The following is a 16,917-nucleotide window of genomic DNA, read 5'->3' as shown; positions in this document are numbered from 1 at the left end:
ACCAAAAGTGATGCTGAATATGAATACACACGATATTGTATGCGTGCTATTAAGGTAGGTGCAAATTTAAAACAAAATTCTTATTAGAAAGAAAAAAGAGATAAATGTAATTTTGCTTCTTCACAATTTGGATTAGTACAGTAATGAATAAACGAATGTTCATCGTGTTGTATGAGAGGTTGATTACAAGGTACACATGTATATGGTCAGAGCATTTTAAATACATAATTACAAAGTATGGATTAATTTTAACGCAGTTTTAGCTGGTTGAGGAGTAAGAAAAAATCATTATTTAAACAAAAGAAACCCTGTTTGTCTACAGGGTTTCTAAGGGTAATCGTCAAGTAATGACGTACTCGTCTGATTAACCGTATCATGAATTTTTTGGTAAAAACACTGGTAAATATGTCCAAATAAATAAAGGCATCATTTTCAACCAAAACGCTATTTGATAATAAAAATTAAAAGTGAAAAGAGCAATATGAATAAGTGCCCTTTCCAAGAGTGAGTATAAATACCTATCATTCTATACTGGTATATGCAATGTATTATGTAGTTTTTAAAATTAGAGGTTTCTTTTAATGAAACCTCTAAAAAGACAACTAAAGTTACGTTATAGTAAATTCAATTGCAATAGGAGTACATCCATTTAGTACGGCTCCTCCTACAATAGTAACAGCTGTAGTAGTCACACAGGTAATAAACGTCATTAATATAAAGCGTAAAATAAGCATAAGAAGCAGGGAAAGTAGTTACAGCATTAGTGTCATCAGTGAAGTTTATGTTAGCAAAAGTTAAATCTGCTCCAGCGACAGTTCCTGTTGCTGCTGTACTTACAAATCTTCTTCCAGCTATAAAAGGCTTGACGATAGGCAGTTCTGTTCACCCTTTTTGAGAATTAACTCGGACAAGTTTTTTGAAAGTCTTGTCCTGTATTGTATTTTATGTTGTGCTTCCTTTAAAAGATACGGCTTGTACACTAGTAAAAAAGTATAATTCCTATTTTCTATTGAAACAATTCCGACTACATAACTAGAATATGTGTTATAATATCTATTGAACATATGAATAGGATAACAACTACCTGCTGTTGGCAAGTAGCAATTTATCTAATAAAAAGATCACTTGTTTCCAAGACAAGTGATCTTTTTATATACATTTCCTATACTATTTTTGAAATCCATTAGATATTTTAGTTCTTTTATTGATATTGCGTATACATTTTCAACTTCTTCGATTTTAATACTATATTCCGTTTTCAGCCGCATCGAGTTATAGTATTGACTCGATATTTAATAGATATTGTTTAATCTAAAAACCCCTATTCTATCACACAGTTATCAAAATATAAATTGCTATATTCCTCTGTTGTAAATCCTTCTTGACAAGAGTCACATGAATATCGCTTGTCATATCCAACTTCATGTTTCTCCATGTAATTTCTTCCTTAATGTGTAAAAGTGTAAACGTGGACATTTACACTTTTACACAAGTTCACAAAAATAATACAACGATAAATTATTATATTATAATATAATCAAGTGTAATTTATTATTTACAAACAGGAGTGATTTCATTGGAAAACTTTGAAGATGAACTATACCAAATTGATATGGATAAAAAAGAAGCAATACTAGTTATAAGGGCTTACAAAAGGTATTTAGCAGAATCAGATGAAGATAGGGAATATGGAACAGAAGTGATTGAACGTATTAGTAATAGTGATACTACTCGTGAGGATGCTGATTTTATTATAGATGCACGGAAGTTATTGCTAATCTTATCGATAAAGTCGTCGAGGAGAAAGTAGCAAATAAAAGCAAACCTACTACTATAAGGAAACCCTCCTCAAAAAACCCCTGGCATATAGAATACGGATTATCTCTAAATGAGCTCGTTGCTTTACGAATGAAGCATTTGCATTTTTAGAACAATACAGTATCTATTCCTGAACTAGTGCGCCCAAGATATCACAGCGATAATTGACTCTTTGTTTTTTGCCACTTTAGGTTCGGAACCTATCTTTGGAGTTATGATGAAGATGTACCAAGATTTCTAACGGAAATCTCTATTCAAAAAAATGATTAGTTTGGAGATAAAGCGAACGAATTTGAGGAAAGGGATCTCTGCATAACATTTTCTAAATACTTTTATTTTGAAGATGATTCAGAAGCAATTAGGATTTAAAACTCACATATAATTCTTTAGTCGAAAAGGAATAAAAAAACTAGTTTGTTAGACAAACCGTTTTTTCTTTTTATACTTTTTTCTATTTGGTAAGCTAGGAGGATTCTTCATTGTGTCAACAGCATGCATGAGCGTGAAATATGGATGTTTTAAAATCATTTTCGGTCCGCTCTTTTTCATAACTTCCTTAACTAAACCTTTCATATCTGGTTTATAACAATGAATTTTGCAATTTTGACATGCTGGTTTCTTTTCTTGAAATGGACATTTTGATAAACGAAAATAAGCATAATCTTTTAATTTTTGACATTCTTCACATAGAGTATTTTGTTTATGTTCGTTTTTACAATATATATCAATCATAATGCTAATTGTTTTCTCTTCACGTTCAATCCGATTCATAAATTGGCGCCTCCTGTTTCAAAGTCTCTCTGCTTTGATTGTAAAACTTTTTAGAGAGTTTATTTAAATTTTTAATGACAGTTTTTCTAATGTTTATCTCTTTCCTAAGACTTAAATATGGTTTCTTCTTTTTCTTGTGAGCTTCGGGTGCCTAAACGACTCGAACAGCAAGAGTTCACTTGATTTTTCCACGTTATTAATTGATTCTATTGGAAGGTGAGGAGTATTTGAAGTTTACTGCTATATCAAATAATTCAGCCTTAGAGCACGCAATCAGCGTTTTGTTTTAGGACCACTATACAATTTTTAAATTAATGAATATGTGGTGGTACCGTTTTTTATAAAATTGGATTTTTAGCGGAATGAATGTTAAGTTAATTTTACATTTTGTTAATTATGGTATACATTGAGGGTAAGAGGTGGTGAACTTGACTATTTTTAACAAAGTAAAGGAAATTAGAGCTCGTTTTAATTTCACACAAAGTGTATTAGCTGAAAAAGTTGGAGTGACGAGGCAAACGATCGCAGCAATTGAAAAAGGGGATTACGTCCCTTCATTATTACTAGCATTGTCAATTTGTGATGTGTTTGATTTGAAGATGGAAGAAGTGTTTGTATTAAATAAGGAGGAAGAAGAGGATGAATAGATTGATGATTTCTTATGTGATTAATGTACTTATTATGGCATTAGCATGTTGGGTATTCATTGAACTTTATTACGGCATTATAGAACTTGCCAATATTATTGAAGCTAGGAAAGTAGCCTTTGAAGTATCATTAAATATTACACCAGTCTTATTCTTATTAGTTATAGGTATTGTAATAACATTTTTTTATAAGATACAGAGGAAGAAATATAACGCCCTTTCATATCTGATGTATCCACTATTGTTTCCCCTAGAAGACGAACGTGAAAAGTTAATTACTGAAAGAGCTTGTCGTACAGCATTTGTTTCAGTATGGTATGTGTTAATCATCGCAATTGGATTTTTAGTGCTTTCTCCTATTTTTAATATGTATATTCCAGGATATCCCTTATACATTGTATTTAGTGTTTTCTTTATTCAAATGACAGTTTTTTATTTATCTTTATACCGAAATAAAATAATGTAAAGTGAGACCCTCTTGTAAAAGCAAGAGGGTTCCTTTATATGCATGATTTATAGTGATTCCCTTAACAATTTTCTATTTTCTAACATATCATTTAATAGAATCTGTCCCATCATCATTGCAAAGTTATCCCTGGTTTTTGTATAGTAGTCATTAAGTTTTAATAGATAGTCTTTCCTGGGGACATAGGTGATTACAAATCCACGGTTTACTTCTTTAGGCAAAGGAATATATATATTTTTAACATCCTGGTTTGTATTGTTGGGATTTTTAAATAATAAATCATTTAGATTACTAAAAAATTCTTTTCCATTAGAGATAGGTTGAATTTTTTTAGCTATGTGAACACCATTATTATTTTTATTTGAATCTATTCCCCATAAAATTACACCACCAGAAGCATGAGAAAAAAACGATATAGCTTTTTCGTAATTCTTTTTATCATCTATTGAAAGGGTACTAGTTGTACAATTTTTTTTGCATTGAAATGTAAGGAATATATTCTCTTCTTGTTGTGTAATGATCATTTTTTGAATGTATGAAAATCCTTCTTGTTGAAGCTTTATAAAAATCTTCTTCGCATTCGCCAAATTAAACATTCTCCTTTTCTGCTTTGTAGCAAAATATTTAAAAGAGTAAATCAAAACAAGTAAACTTTGTATAGGAAATATATTTTTTAAAATTCTAATGCTTTTGATTTATTTTTTATTGTATTAATATCCTGGCATTGTTGGGAGAGCTGGGCACATTCATGAAAAGCAAAATGTTTACATCCTACACATTTCGCTTTATTCAAATGTCTTAAAGCACAGTTAATTGCTTCTCCTGTATGATCAAAAAAGTTCTCTTTTCCAATCTCAGCATATAATCCATTTTTAATTAGAGTTGTTTTCAACTCTGATTGAGCCCCTGAAATGAGAAGTACGCCACCTTGATTTTTAAAATGTTGGACAATATTCCTAAAGTAGGCTTCGCCTGTTGTGTCAATAAAAGGAACCTTGCCCATACGTAAGATTAGAATTTTGGGTTTATAATGAATTGTCGCTAAAATGTTTTGTTCGAATGTTTGCGCAGCTCCAAAAAATAATGGACCTTCTATTGTGTAAATACTAATTTGAGGGCAATCATGAGCATTATTTACCACATGCGGTAATAATTTTTCATTCTTTGTTGTATGATCAGGAAGCACTTTTGACATCACAAGCATATTACTCATACGTTTTGTAAACAAAATAATAGCTAAAATAAGACCGATTTCCACAGCCGTTGTCAAACTTGTAAATACAGTAAGGGAAAATGTTACTAGTAATACAAGAGAATCTCCGGTCTTCATTTTAAGTATATGAACAAAATGCTGTTGCTCACTCATATTCCACGCTACAACCATTAAAATAGGAGCCATACTAGCAAGTGGGATGTGCGAGGCGTATGGAGCTAGCAGTAGAAGCGTAAATAACACAAATACTCCGTGAATCACACCGGACATGGGTGAAACAGCGCCACTTTTAATATTCGTTGCTGTTCGAGCAATTGCTCCAGTCGCCGGAATTCCTCCAAATAATGGGGTAACAATATTAGCAATTCCTTGACCAATAAGTTCTTTATTACTGTTATGTTTACTATTTGTCATCCCATCTGCAACGACAGCAGATAAAAGGGACTCAATACCGCCCAACATAGCAATAACAAACGCAGGGCCAATTAAATGTTGGATACGCTCTATTGTGATCTCTGGTATATCAAACTGAGGTAGTGTATTTGGAATCGTACCATATGCTGTACCAATAGTAGGTACATGACCTGAGAAAAATATAGTTGCAATTATAGTTGAAATCAAAACACCTACTAATGAACCCGGTACTTTTGGCAAAATTTTTGGTGTTACGAGTATAACGAAAAAGCAAATCAAAGCAGTTACTACATTATAAAAATTAGTGGTACCGATATGAGTAAATATTTCTTTCAAGTTTGCTATAAAGTCCTCATGTTTTTTTATGCCTGTTAAACCTAAAAAACTAGCAATTTGTCCAGTGAATATAATAACAGCAATTCCTGAAGTAAAACCAATTGTTACAGGACGTGGTATGAACTTAATTAACGAACCTAATTTAAAAATTCCCATAAGGCATAAGATAATTCCAGCCATCAAACCAGCGAGTAGTAAATTTTCATACCCATAAGTAATGACAATCCCTAAAAGAATGGGAACAAAAGCCCCTGTAGGCCCTCCAATTTGATACCTTGAACCACCAAATATAGAGATAAGTATCCCGGCAATACACGTTGTATAAATTCCATACTCTGGTTTTACACCAGAAGCTATGGCAAAAGACATAGCAAGAGGAATCGCAACAACTCCAACAATCAGTCCTGAAAGAAGATCTTTTTGAAAATGCCCTAATGAATATCCTTCAAACCTTCCCGTAAATAAACCTCTCATTACAAACCCTTCTTTTCTCTTTTTAATAAACCCGGATTACAACTATGTGTCGCATTCGTTTTATACAGGAGGATTTAATTTTTATCAAAGAAAACGACATCCTAATACTTACTATAAGTTTTGCTTAAATGACGTTCTAATTTTCCTATATCTCCACCTTGTTGTACATGGAATTGTAATCTTTCCGCTAGAAGTTCTCCAGCTCGACTATCTAGCTTCTTCGTATCAATAAACGTAGTGACTTTTACTTTATCTGGAGTAATATCTCTACGAAACATCTGTCCTGGAATTTCAGTCCAAAAACGATTCCATTCTTCTAATAATCCTATTTGATCAAACAAAAAGTTCTGAATGCCGCATAACCATGCTGTACAAGCTGTGTTCCTTTTTTGACATCCAATACCATCTTGTAAATGTTGACATGAAACGCAACAAGAATACCCACTTTTAATGCAAACATTACAAACGTGATGAGCTCCTATAGAGTGAAATATCTCAATTCCATGTTGGATGATATCTTCTCTTTTAGCCTCATTGCTCAATTTATTCCTCCTTTACCATTTCGTTTTCTGCTTCATCTAGCTCTTCTAACATAGAAATTGTATCAATTAAATGATTGTTAAAAATTTTCCGCGCAACCACTAATAAATTCATAATCATAGGATCTCGAAGGGAGTATAATACTCGTTTTCCATCTTTAGTGCCAACAACAATATTTTTCGCGCGTAATACACTTAATTGTTGAGAAACTGCAGAACCTTCTTTTTTAAGAATGTTTTGAATTTCATTTACACTTTTTTCACCTTCTGATAGAAGTTCCAAAATACCTATTCGTAAAGGATGCGATAAAGCTTTAAAGAAATCTGCTTTAAATTGTTGCATTTCGGTTCCCATTAAAACACCTCAAGTATATATTTACATTTAACATTTCAGAAGTATCCTATACATCTTCAAATGTTTGAATATGTATAGGATACTTCTAAAGCCAAGAATTATCAATACAAATTTAGAAACTTAAAATAGGTAAATAAATGGTTTTTGGTTGAAATTACGATTCTTTCTTTCGTACACAAAAATCCTATGTGTCCTAGACTATATTTCTAGATAAACCTTATACCTACAGGTTCAGAGGCTATTGAATAAGGGAGAAATAATGAATTTACATGAATAGACTCAAATAACATAAAAGCATTAAAGGAAAGAGGATTTACGGATTTATAAGAACGGAATATTTATGCAAGTAAAGGTGAGCTGTGAAAAAATGTAACAATCTAGTTATAGTATGACGAATAAAGAAAAGAACCCGTTAGTAAAAAACGGATTCTTTTCACTAGGTGTGCAAGAAATTCAAGGTGATTAGAATAAAATCACTTGTATTTTTTTAGGGCACGCACAAGTTTGAAAAAATATTTATTTGAACGTAAAAAGGGTTTATTCAAGATAAAGAAGCTTTTTGAAAAAGTAGGTGGACACCTAAAGGGAGTTATTGAAAGACAAATTAATTTTGGTGGGTTACTTGAAGATTCGAGGGCAATTGTTATGCTACACATTGATAAATAGTAGGTGACTTATAAATTTTCTGAATCAGTAATTTTAGAAATTAAAGAAGATGTATAGACTTCATATCCCTAATTCAGATTCACTATATTTGATAGATTACCTGTATTTGTAAAAGAAATATTAAATACAAAGAGGTATTTAAATTATAAAAGATAATATATAAATTTAATGATAAATACATTAAGAGGTGATAATTTAGTATGTTTACAAAAAATTAGTAGAAATTAATAGTAATGTTTTGTTTGTTGATGTGTATAAGTGGGATTAACGTTAAGAATATTCAATATTAATAATATCAATTTACTATAGTTTACAATTATGTAAAACTATAACCAGGATGGATTTTCTTTAAAACTTATCACTAATAAAGATTTAAAGAAGTTTTTGTTTCATTTTCCATCAAGAAAAAAGCCAATTTTTATATTCATTGGCTTCTTTTAAATCCATACTCTTTTTCATTTATAATTTTACCACATCGGCAACATTTGTACAGAAAAATAATTTTAAAATTCAGACTAAAATACCCGTTGTTTTGAATGGAATTGTAGGCTTGTTTGGAGTTGGATTCAAAAATGGATAGACTTGTTCAAATGCGATCAATCAAATCTATTAGAATCAGAAAGCGCTGTCATTAGTGGTGTAATATTGGCAACTATTATACCGCAGAGATTGGAATTATGAATAATAGAGAAATGAGAATTTGTATTTTAGATTTGCAAGATCATCATACTAGTAGTGTACATAAATATTTTATTGATGATTAAAAAATTGGAAAAGCAGTATGTCAAATAGGAACGGAATTGATTTTTGATGAAAAGGCTGCTAAAAGAAAAATAAAACTGAAGTGGGATTACATTTGCTAGCAAGCGCTGGTGTTAAGAAGGAATGGATATGTATAAGAAATGTACATCAATTTGAATGTCAAATAAGTAGTTTACGTAAACAGCAAAATCAATGTGGCTTGTAAATAATTAATTAAAAGTTGTAATAGAAGTGATAAGGATAGAAGTATTAATGGCCTTATTATAAGTATTATCTGAGAAACTAGCAAGAATTGTAGATAACGTAGTAGGATGCAAGAATTTATTAAATAAAATGAGGTGAATGAAACATGAAAGTAATTACGAAAAAAGCACAAATGATACCCTTAGAGGGGGAGGAGTTTTGTAATCTTCAAGCGGACGCAGAACAGTATAATGCGGAGAAGTGTAATATAGAAAGAGAGTATTTCAAGCTAGAAAAAAAATCAGTTAAAAATCGAACGACAGAAGAAAAATGGGATGAAAGATGCAAACAAGCAGTTCAATTATTTAATCAAGGGACCGAATATCCAGACATTGCGAAAATAGTAGGGTGTAAAGTGAGTAGTTTGTATAGAGAGCTCAAGAAACGTGGAGTATTAGAAATGCCAAAGCAAGCGGCACCCTCTAAAACATTAAGGTCACCCATAATACCAGCAAAAACAAAAAAAATCTAAGTTTGAACGATATAAAGAGTATTATATGTATAAGTAGAAGGATTAAAGGTTATATAGTTATTTATCTAAATAATAACTGCATCTTAGATTCTCTATTTTTGTTTTTTCATAAAGTACACTTTTAGACGTTACATTTAAAATTCTTATCAACTCAGTTTTGGGGAATTAGCAAAGATATCAAAATATCAAAAACATACATTTGAATAAATATTAAGGAATTTTTGAGCACTTGCTCCTTAATTGTCGCTAATATGGTTAGTGCTACACACTCTTATGAAATGTATTAATTAAGCTGTACACCATATATAATTAATAGTCTTAATATATAGGTAAATGTATATGATTTCTGCAAATGGAGGAGATATATAATGTTAACTGAATTACAAAAAAAGTTTTTCTTAAAATTAAAAATTCCCCCAAGAGAAAATGTGAAATTTGAAGATTTACATAGAATTCTTTTGCAGATGGGGCACTTATTACCTTATGAAAACTTAGACATCATGGAAGGAAATACGAAAGAATTTTCTAGAGAAAATATTGAAGAAAAGCTGCTTTTAAAGAATCGTGGTGGATTATGCTATGAAATTAATTCTTTATTATATTATTTTTTATGTGATTGTGGATTTAATGTGTATCGAATAGCTGGAACTCTATATGATCCAAAAACAAGAAAGTGGAACCCTGATGATGGCCATGCACTTATCGTTTTACAACACAAATATGAAAACTATATTATAGACGCCGGTTTTGCATCCTATCTCCCTTTACATCCTGTTCCTTTTCACGGTGACAGCGTGACTTCTGTAACGGGTGAATATCGTGTTCGTAAACAAAATACGGAGAAAGGAACCCATGTATTAGAAATGAAAAAAGGAAAAAATGGAGAAACTTCACATTTTTTTGATTCGGATCTTAGTGATACCTGGTCTATCGGTTATGCTTTTTATTTAAATGCAATTAATGAAAAGAAAGTGAATGCTATACAAAACATGGTTATAGAGCATCCAGAATCACCAGTAAATAAGGCGAATATTATTTGTAAATTAATTGAACACGGGCATATTGCACTTACTAAGCAAAGTTTTACAGAAACCCGGCATGGAAAGAAAATTAAAAAAGAAATAACAGAGAAACAATATCATCAAATACTTAAAAATGAATTCAATATTTTTTAGACAAGTAAGATGTAGAAAGTAAACTATAAGATTTTCAACGCATTACGCCCTCATTTGTAGAAAAATGGGGGTTTTTAATTAATAAGTGCTTAAAAAGTTCTAAAATATTTTTATTTTTATGAATTTTTCTATTGTTAATAGGATAAATTCAGCGATATATAACTTAAATTTATAACGAAATACTATAAATGCTTATTGAATAACAGTGAAAATAACATCAAATATATCCATTTTATTAAAATAGTACTACATTCATGGGGAATTTGTTCAATTGTATATAGAGAGATATTATTTTAAATAGTTATTAATAACGAAAGAGGAGAGGGAAAATTATGTTCAATCAAAGAACAAGAAATGGCGTCAAAAAAATCCTAGCAATTACAGCAGCTAGTACGGTGTTTTCGATGTTTGGATCATCAATTTCTATCATAGAGGCGGCGTCTGCTCCAGGAGTTTATGTTACACCTAAAAATAGTGTTTCTTCAGATATTATTAGTATAGACTGGTCTCCTGTTCAAACAGCACCTTATACATATTGGGCTGTACATAACTGGAACCAGGGGGGAGAAGCTGGTGGGTATGCTGGATTCCAACAACAAAGCGGTTTTGATGAAAATGGAAAGCGTACTTTGCACTTTGCAGTTTGGGATCCTATTTCTTCTAAGGAAGCAATAAAAGCAGAATATGTATCCCCTACATCAGTTGCAAGTAATTTTGGTGGGGAAGGAACAGGTCTTAAAATTCAGACGACATATGATTGGAAGAATTATAATTGGTATCGCATGACAATGCGTTCTTGGCAAGAGAATGGACACACAAAATTTGGACAGTGGTTAAAAGATGTTTCAAAAAACCAATGGAAGCTTATTGGGATTATGGACTTTCCAGTTCCTAACGTTACATTTAACTATGGACAAACGCTGTTTCAAGAAGACTGGCTTGGTAATGGACACGATGTAAGAGAGGCACGTGTAAAAAATGGATATGGAAGAAATATCTCAGATAAAAAATGGACATCTTGGAATACTCAATCAATAGAGGGGCAAGAGCCATTGAATAATAATTGGGATGGGGGAGCTACTTCAGAATATCTTTGGTTTAAGGCTGGGGGAGACTCTCGATCAACTATTGGAACAGGAAAAACATTTACGTTAAATCAACCTAGCCAACCTGAAATAGGAAAACTAGATTATGATGTAAAGTCTATGTATTATGAAAATGAAAAATTAAATATAACTTGGCAATTAAAAGATAGTAGTACCCCTCAATTTAAGGGGAAAATTGAAATTTATAATAATGAAAATATGACGGGCCAACCGATTAACGTAATTAATGATATTAAATCTTACCAAAATGGAATCAGCCAATCTATATCATTACCAACAAATACTTATGCAAAAATTGTATTAACAGATATATTTGATCAAACTGTGGAAAAAAAGGTGAAAATCAAAAATGAATCTCCAAACATTTTAGAAGGGGATCGGTTTGCATGGTCGATGAAGGGTATAGGAGATTTTGAATTTGCAAAACTTGATTTAAATAAATCAACAGAAGAATTGCAAGTTAGTTTAATAGCAGGTACACCACACAATTATTTTGATAGTACGTATGCAAGTATTAAAGTACAGGATACATCAGGTAAAGTGGTATATAGCAAAGAGGTTTATGGGAATACCCAACAAAAAGCTGAATCAAAAACAGTCCCAGTAAAAGTGGGCAATTTTATTGAACTTACACACCTAGAAGGTGGAGAGAGAGCGACATTAACAAATCTGGATAATAATAAACGCGAAAGCTTTGATAAAAAAGTAATATATGAAGTTACAAAGGATGGCCTGAAGAAAGTAAATCAAATTGTTAATCCGAAACCGGACACAGAAGCTCCAACACAGCCACAAGGATTATATGCAAGCAATGTTGCATCAGACAGTGTAGAGCTAAAATGGAATCCTTCTACAGACAATGTGGGTGTAAAAGAGTATCAAGTGTTACGTGATGGACAATTAATTCAAACTGTACAAGAAACAAAGTTTACTGATCAAAACCTTACAGCTAATAAAGAATATAAATATACTGTAAAGGCTGTAGATACGGCTGGAAATATCTCGGTTCAAAGCAACATCCTTACAGTAACAACAAAGAGTCAAAATGTAACGTATGAAAAATGGGATCCCAAAAAAGCATATACAAAAGGAGATAAAGTAGAGTATCAAGGGAAATTTTATGAAGCGGTTCAAAGCTATGAAGGAAATGGAGATCCTACTTGGATATTTGCCTTGTCTTTATGGCAACCATTTAATATGAAATAAAAGTTTGTTACTTAAACTTTATATATTAGTTTAAGTAACAAAAATATGTTTAGATTTTAACATAAGATTTCAAAATGGTAAGGACAAAACTTAAAGACGTAAAAATTATATACACAAAGTAAAAATATGAAATTTAATTTTGTTAAGAATATGTACTAAAAGTATTGATAACATGATGGGGAAAATAGATTTATCACTGTGATAAAACGCACTGCACACAGGACATCTAAAAAGATACCTTAGCAATAACGACAATTAGGGAGAAGTATTAGCTAAGGTATCAGGATGGATGGTTGCATAATAAATATGCAATTTTGAGCATTGTTGAATGTATTGGGATATCCAACAAATTCAGAATAACACAAAGTTTCTGCTAATTCATCCGGTAAATTTGTCCAAAAATACGGATCTATAAATCCACTTTTTACCTCTAGTGTGGATTTATAGATCCTAACAAACGTGTGATTCGAATTTAAAGTAATACCTTTAGAGACTTTTACTGGTCTATTATGAAAATTATACGATTTAGGGAAGTTCCTGAGCATTTCGTTAAGACTAGACCGCAGGATATATATAATACTTAAATCATGAGAATCGACAATATCTATGCATATCTTGTCATAACAACAAGACTTTTTGTAACTCTTTATTAATTAGGGGAGAGGTCATGTTTGATGAGAATGATAATCTGATTAGGAGGAATAGAGGTGGAACTAACTAAATTGGAAAAGGTAATTGTTATTAGTACATTTGTTCAAGGGTTAGGTGAAGAATTCCTGGAAAATAGCAAGGAAAACCATTCTTTAAAACAACTACTTAGGGAGATAGAAAAGGTGTTTAATGATTCAACACCGAATCAAATGCGAGAAGCAGCTGAAAGTGTATTAGAAAAATTCATTTATGATTTAATAAAAGAAAACAATCTTCCACTACTAAAAAATTAATTAAGGCTTAGTGGGAGAACGAGAGGGCAGTAAGGAAATGCCTATAAGGAATCGTTACCGTATCCCTATAAAAATTAATATCAAGCTTGCATAAGGAATGATATATAAAGAGTTTATTCTCTTTATATATGCCAAAAGTCAGTTACTTGTTTTCGAGAATCATGTTTTCTAACAATCTTCATTATTTTTTGCATTGTATTTGGTGATGGTACATAATCCTTGTCATTACACAGTTGGCCTAATGTATTTCTGTTTACTTTACTAGCTTTAGAAAAATCCTGAATTGAGTAATCGTAGCTAGCTAAAAATTTAGCTAGCTTTGTTCTATGTCTCCCAATACCTCTACCCCACACGCTAATCTCCTCCATAACCTTTTTTAATCATCCTTGTCCAAAATGCAAAAAACTATACGCAATTGCAAAGAAAAATTTGCATATTGGACAAGCTATTCACAATAAGATGTATCAAGGTTGCTACCAAATTAGCTATCAAGGTAACTCTACCAAATTTCTAAGTTTGTAAGCCCATGTATCATCAATATTCAAAATTCTGTTTATAAAGGGGAGATTTATATGTTAACTACATTTATCTCTTTAGGAGCTTTAGGAGTAACGACAATTGGAGGGGCGTTGTTAGAAAAGCATCTTGTGAAAAATGATCATGTTGCAGCAGCGAAACTTTTAAGTGATGGAATATATTATGGAATGAGGATAGGTGGAGTTTGTTTCATTGGTTATGTATTCATTCAAATTGTGGAGATGTTTTAGGGAGGAAATTACATGGGGATTTTAAAGGATTGGCTTCATAAACAAAGTTTGAAGAATCGACTTATAGAGGTATTTGTAAAGGCAGGTTTATATGTAGACCATCAAACAAGAGGTGGAAAAGTACCCATTTACCCGAAGATACATGACATTTTTTCCTCGAAAGAAAAGGTTCGATACATATTTACCATTCCAAACGGATTAGATCCGAAAAACATTGAAAAGAAGTGGTTTTGCTTTCAACAAATATTAGGGCGTAATGTAGCAATTGAAGGTGATATTAAAAGGTTTGTTCTTAATGTGTTTCATTCGGATGCTGGGCTACAAGCATACAATTACAGTTATAAGAAGTGGCAACCATTACTTATACAACATCATCTTCCCGTAATTGTAGGGCGTGACCAATTTGGAAATATGATTACGTATGACATGATTGCTTCAAACACGCCGCATCTTCTAATTGCAGGAGAGACAGGGAGCGGAAAAAGTAGTATGGTACGCGTTGTACTGTCCACACTCATTCAATATATGTCTCCTGATAAATTACATTTGTACCTGGGTGATTTGAAGAATTCCGAATTTCATTTCTTGCGAAGGGTGAAACACGTAAAAGAGGTTTGCATGGAAGAAATAGAAATGAAGATTATGCTGCAGAAAGTGTGGAAGGAAATACGCGAACGTAGAAAATTAATGGAAGAGTATGAAGTAGATCATATTGACGAATACAACAAATTAAATCCTGATAATCAGAAACCATATATCTTACTCGCTATCGACGAAGTGGTCATGTTGCAAGACGAAAAAGAATGTATGTCTATAGTTGAAAAAATATCGGCAGTCGGAAGGGCACTTGGAGTTTTTTTAATGCTAAGTATGCAACGCCCTGATGCAAAAGTACTGGATGGTAAGTTAAAGCTCAATATGACAGTTAGAATGGGCTTTAAATGTGATAGTACAATTAACAGTAATATTATGGGTACTCCTGGTTCAGAACGCTTGGAGCAATCTGGCCAAATGATATTAAAGTTAAATGGATTAAAGAAAGTACAATCTCCTTATTTAGAATTAAGTAAAGCCAAGAAGATAGTTGAACCTTATCGCGTTCCGAAAGAGAATATAAAGTTGCAAAACTTACCACAAGAAGAAAATCAATTATTCGGGGTGTTAGATTATGAGGAATAGAGACAAAGCCATACTAAACCATTTGAAGCGTTTTAGATGTATGTCTCGTGATGACATTATTGATTTGCATTTTCAAGGATTAAAGAACGCGGTTACATGCTGTAATACGGTGATGAAGCGATTAAGAAGAGATGGTCATGTGGATGCCAATATCTCGCAACAGCCATACATTTACTTCCCTCAATCCAGCACACTTCGCAAAACTAGCCAAAAGATTCCCCACTTTCTAGGCATATTAGATGTATATAAACAGCTTATCTATTATGAAAAACCTAAACTGTTTAAAGTGGAGCCAAAGTACGGTAAAGAATTCATGGAACCTGATGCATTTACAATTTGGCGTAGATCTCCATTCTTCATTGAAGTCCAGAGGTCAGTTTACAGCAAAAAAGTTATGCAAGATAAAATAAATAGGTATGAATTATACTTCCACAGTCAGGAATGGCATAACGAATCTTGGCAGCCAAAAGAATCTAAATACTTTCCATCAATACTTATAATTACTGAAAAGCATTATAATATCAGCTCTTTTAGCCTACGTATTTTTCAAGCTTCTTCAATTAGTAATTTCTTGAATAGCCTTGTTGTAAAAGCACAGTAACAGCCCCTAATTAGGGTTTTTTCTCTAAAGAGGTTTCTTAATTTAAATCTACGTTTATGAGGTCATCATTGACTGAATTAGTTAATATATTATTTTGCCAATGTGAATTCTAATACAGTTTCTGTTATTAATACAAGTAGCAATGCTGTTTTCGCGACAATTTCAGTACATACATTCTTTCAGTGCATCGTCTCTTTAGTCGCCGAATCAATTCCACATATTTTTGGAAGGAGGAATATTACCTAGGATTTCAAAAATGTTTACATATCCATATAACAATAATTGATATTGAATGTTTTCTACCTTAAAAGCTAGTTAGGCGATAAAAATAACATGAATGGACATAATAAGTTTGGTAAATTCGCGTATTACTTTTTTAATCCTAGGTATTATATTGCTTATAAAAGGATGTGTTAGAAGTGAGAATTGGAGTAGTTAAAGAGATAAAAAAGGGAGAAGCACGTGTAGGAATGACCCCTGAAAATGTTCGGAAGTTAGTTGAAGAAGGGCATCAAATCTTAGTAGAAAAAGATGCAGGTATTGGATCAGGATATACAAATGATGAATATACAGGCGCAGGTGCAAATTTAGTAGCACAAGGAGAAGCTTGGGAAGTTGATATGGTAGTTAAAGTAAAAGAACCATTACCTGAAGAATATCGTTACTTTAAAAAAGATCTTATAATCTGGGGCTTTTTACATCTGGCTGCGTCGAAAGAGTGTGTAGAAGCGATGAGAAAAGCTGGAACTACTGCGATTGCTGG

15 protein-coding genes and 5 pseudogenes are annotated in these 16,917 nt (G+C 32.1%); 13 read left to right on the top strand and 7 right to left on the bottom strand.

Features of this window, described 5'->3' with window-relative positions:
• Positions 1-608: 608 nt before the first annotated feature.
• Positions 609-876, bottom strand: a pseudogene (locus MRP26_RS27880) (DUF4183 domain-containing protein).
• A gap of 700 nt (positions 877-1,576) precedes the next feature.
• Between MRP26_RS27880 and MRP26_RS27875 the strand changes: the two are divergent.
• Both MRP26_RS27875 and MRP26_RS27870 read left to right on the top strand, forming a co-directional pair.
• Positions 1,577-1,821: pseudogene (locus MRP26_RS27875) on the top strand (hypothetical protein); the annotation flags it as partial.
• Positions 1,822-1,866: 45 nt separating this feature from the next.
• Positions 1,867-2,200, top strand: a pseudogene (locus MRP26_RS27870) (integrase); the annotation flags it as partial.
• A gap of 35 nt (positions 2,201-2,235) precedes the next feature.
• Here MRP26_RS27870 and MRP26_RS27865 read toward each other — a convergent pair.
• Complete coding sequence (locus MRP26_RS27865; protein ID WP_071714065.1) at positions 2,236-2,589, bottom strand: nitrous oxide-stimulated promoter family protein; 354 nt, start codon at positions 2,587-2,589, stop codon at positions 2,236-2,238.
• Positions 2,590-3,017: 428 nt separating this feature from the next.
• On the opposite strand from MRP26_RS27865, the gene MRP26_RS27860 reads away from it, so the two are divergent.
• Together MRP26_RS27860 and MRP26_RS27855 are read left to right on the top strand one after the other, a co-directional pair.
• Entirely contained in the window at positions 3,018-3,236 is a 219-nt protein-coding gene (locus tag MRP26_RS27860; RefSeq protein WP_000151822.1) for a helix-turn-helix transcriptional regulator, read from the top strand.
• A complete protein-coding gene (locus tag MRP26_RS27855) occupies positions 3,229-3,702 on the top strand; it encodes a DUF2178 domain-containing protein (protein ID WP_242807287.1) in 474 nt (157 codons plus the stop codon). The genes MRP26_RS27860 and MRP26_RS27855 overlap by 8 nt, the downstream gene beginning before the upstream one ends.
• Positions 3,703-3,749: 47 nt before the next feature.
• On the opposite strand, the gene MRP26_RS27850 is transcribed toward MRP26_RS27855, so the two are convergent.
• The 4 genes from MRP26_RS27850 to MRP26_RS27835 form a co-directional block, all read right to left on the bottom strand.
• Positions 3,750-4,289: a hypothetical protein gene (locus MRP26_RS27850; RefSeq protein WP_029442954.1), complete on the bottom strand. Its 540-nt coding sequence runs from the start codon at positions 4,287-4,289 to the stop codon at positions 3,750-3,752.
• Between the two features lie 86 nt (positions 4,290-4,375).
• Positions 4,376-6,139, bottom strand: coding sequence for a SulP family inorganic anion transporter (locus tag MRP26_RS27845; RefSeq protein WP_242807285.1), 1,764 nt, complete (start codon positions 6,137-6,139; stop codon positions 4,376-4,378).
• A gap of 101 nt (positions 6,140-6,240) precedes the next feature.
• On the bottom strand, positions 6,241-6,681 hold the full coding sequence (locus MRP26_RS27840; RefSeq protein WP_081143351.1) for a DNA mismatch repair protein: 441 nt from the start codon (positions 6,679-6,681) through the stop codon (positions 6,241-6,243).
• Between the two features lies 1 nt (position 6,682).
• Positions 6,683-7,033, bottom strand: coding sequence for an ArsR/SmtB family transcription factor (locus MRP26_RS27835; protein ID WP_242807283.1), 351 nt, complete (start codon positions 7,031-7,033; stop codon positions 6,683-6,685).
• A gap of 1,777 nt (positions 7,034-8,810) precedes the next feature.
• Here MRP26_RS27835 and MRP26_RS27830 point away from each other — a divergent pair.
• The 4 genes and pseudogenes from MRP26_RS27830 to MRP26_RS27815 all read left to right on the top strand — a co-directional run bounded on the left by MRP26_RS27830 (position 8,811) and on the right by MRP26_RS27815 (position 13,607).
• A pseudogene (locus MRP26_RS27830) lies at positions 8,811-9,213 on the top strand (hypothetical protein).
• Positions 9,214-9,544: 331 nt separating this feature from the next.
• Positions 9,545-10,351 carry an arylamine N-acetyltransferase family protein gene (locus tag MRP26_RS27825; protein ID WP_097982017.1) on the top strand — a complete coding sequence of 269 codons (807 nt, stop codon included), beginning with the start codon at positions 9,545-9,547 and terminating at the stop codon, positions 10,349-10,351.
• 332 nt (positions 10,352-10,683) lie between these two features.
• Complete coding sequence (locus MRP26_RS27820; RefSeq protein ID WP_242807281.1) at positions 10,684-12,663, top strand: DUF3472 domain-containing protein; 1,980 nt, start codon at positions 10,684-10,686, stop codon at positions 12,661-12,663.
• Positions 12,664-13,370: 707 nt separating this feature from the next.
• Positions 13,371-13,607 carry a hypothetical protein gene (locus tag MRP26_RS27815; protein WP_242807279.1) on the top strand — a complete coding sequence of 79 codons (237 nt, stop codon included), beginning with the start codon at positions 13,371-13,373 and terminating at the stop codon, positions 13,605-13,607.
• A 122-nt stretch (positions 13,608-13,729) separates the two neighbouring features.
• Here the strand turns inward: MRP26_RS27815 and MRP26_RS27810 are convergent, their stop codons facing one another.
• On the bottom strand, positions 13,730-13,960 hold the full coding sequence (locus MRP26_RS27810; protein ID WP_000264559.1) for a helix-turn-helix domain-containing protein: 231 nt from the start codon (positions 13,958-13,960) through the stop codon (positions 13,730-13,732).
• 219 nt (positions 13,961-14,179) lie between these two features.
• On the opposite strand from MRP26_RS27810, the gene MRP26_RS27805 reads away from it, so the two are divergent.
• The 5 genes and pseudogenes from MRP26_RS27805 to MRP26_RS27790 all read left to right on the top strand — a co-directional run.
• Positions 14,180-14,374, top strand: coding sequence for a hypothetical protein (locus MRP26_RS27805; RefSeq protein WP_000958230.1), 195 nt, complete (start codon positions 14,180-14,182; stop codon positions 14,372-14,374).
• Positions 14,375-14,386: 12 nt separating this feature from the next.
• Entirely contained in the window at positions 14,387-15,553 is a 1,167-nt protein-coding gene (locus MRP26_RS27800) for an FtsK/SpoIIIE domain-containing protein (RefSeq protein ID WP_000511835.1), read from the top strand.
• Positions 15,543-16,154: a replication-relaxation family protein gene (locus tag MRP26_RS27795; RefSeq protein WP_242807277.1), complete on the top strand. Its 612-nt coding sequence runs from the start codon at positions 15,543-15,545 to the stop codon at positions 16,152-16,154. The genes MRP26_RS27800 and MRP26_RS27795 overlap by 11 nt, the downstream gene beginning before the upstream one ends.
• A 102-nt stretch (positions 16,155-16,256) precedes the next feature.
• On the top strand, positions 16,257-16,400 hold the full coding sequence (locus tag MRP26_RS31160) for a hypothetical protein (protein WP_186314965.1): 144 nt from the start codon (positions 16,257-16,259) through the stop codon (positions 16,398-16,400).
• A 173-nt stretch (positions 16,401-16,573) separates the two neighbouring features.
• Positions 16,574-16,917 (top strand): annotated as a pseudogene (locus MRP26_RS27790) (alanine dehydrogenase); the annotation flags it as partial.

The sequence above is a fragment of the Bacillus sp. CCB-MMP212 genome (genome assembly GCF_022748145.1).
GTDB classification, from domain to species: domain Bacteria; phylum Bacillota; class Bacilli; order Bacillales; family Bacillaceae_G; genus Bacillus_A; species Bacillus_A cereus.
The sequence above is the reverse complement of the archived record's forward strand: the minus strand, read 5'-3'. Positions and strand labels throughout refer to the sequence as shown.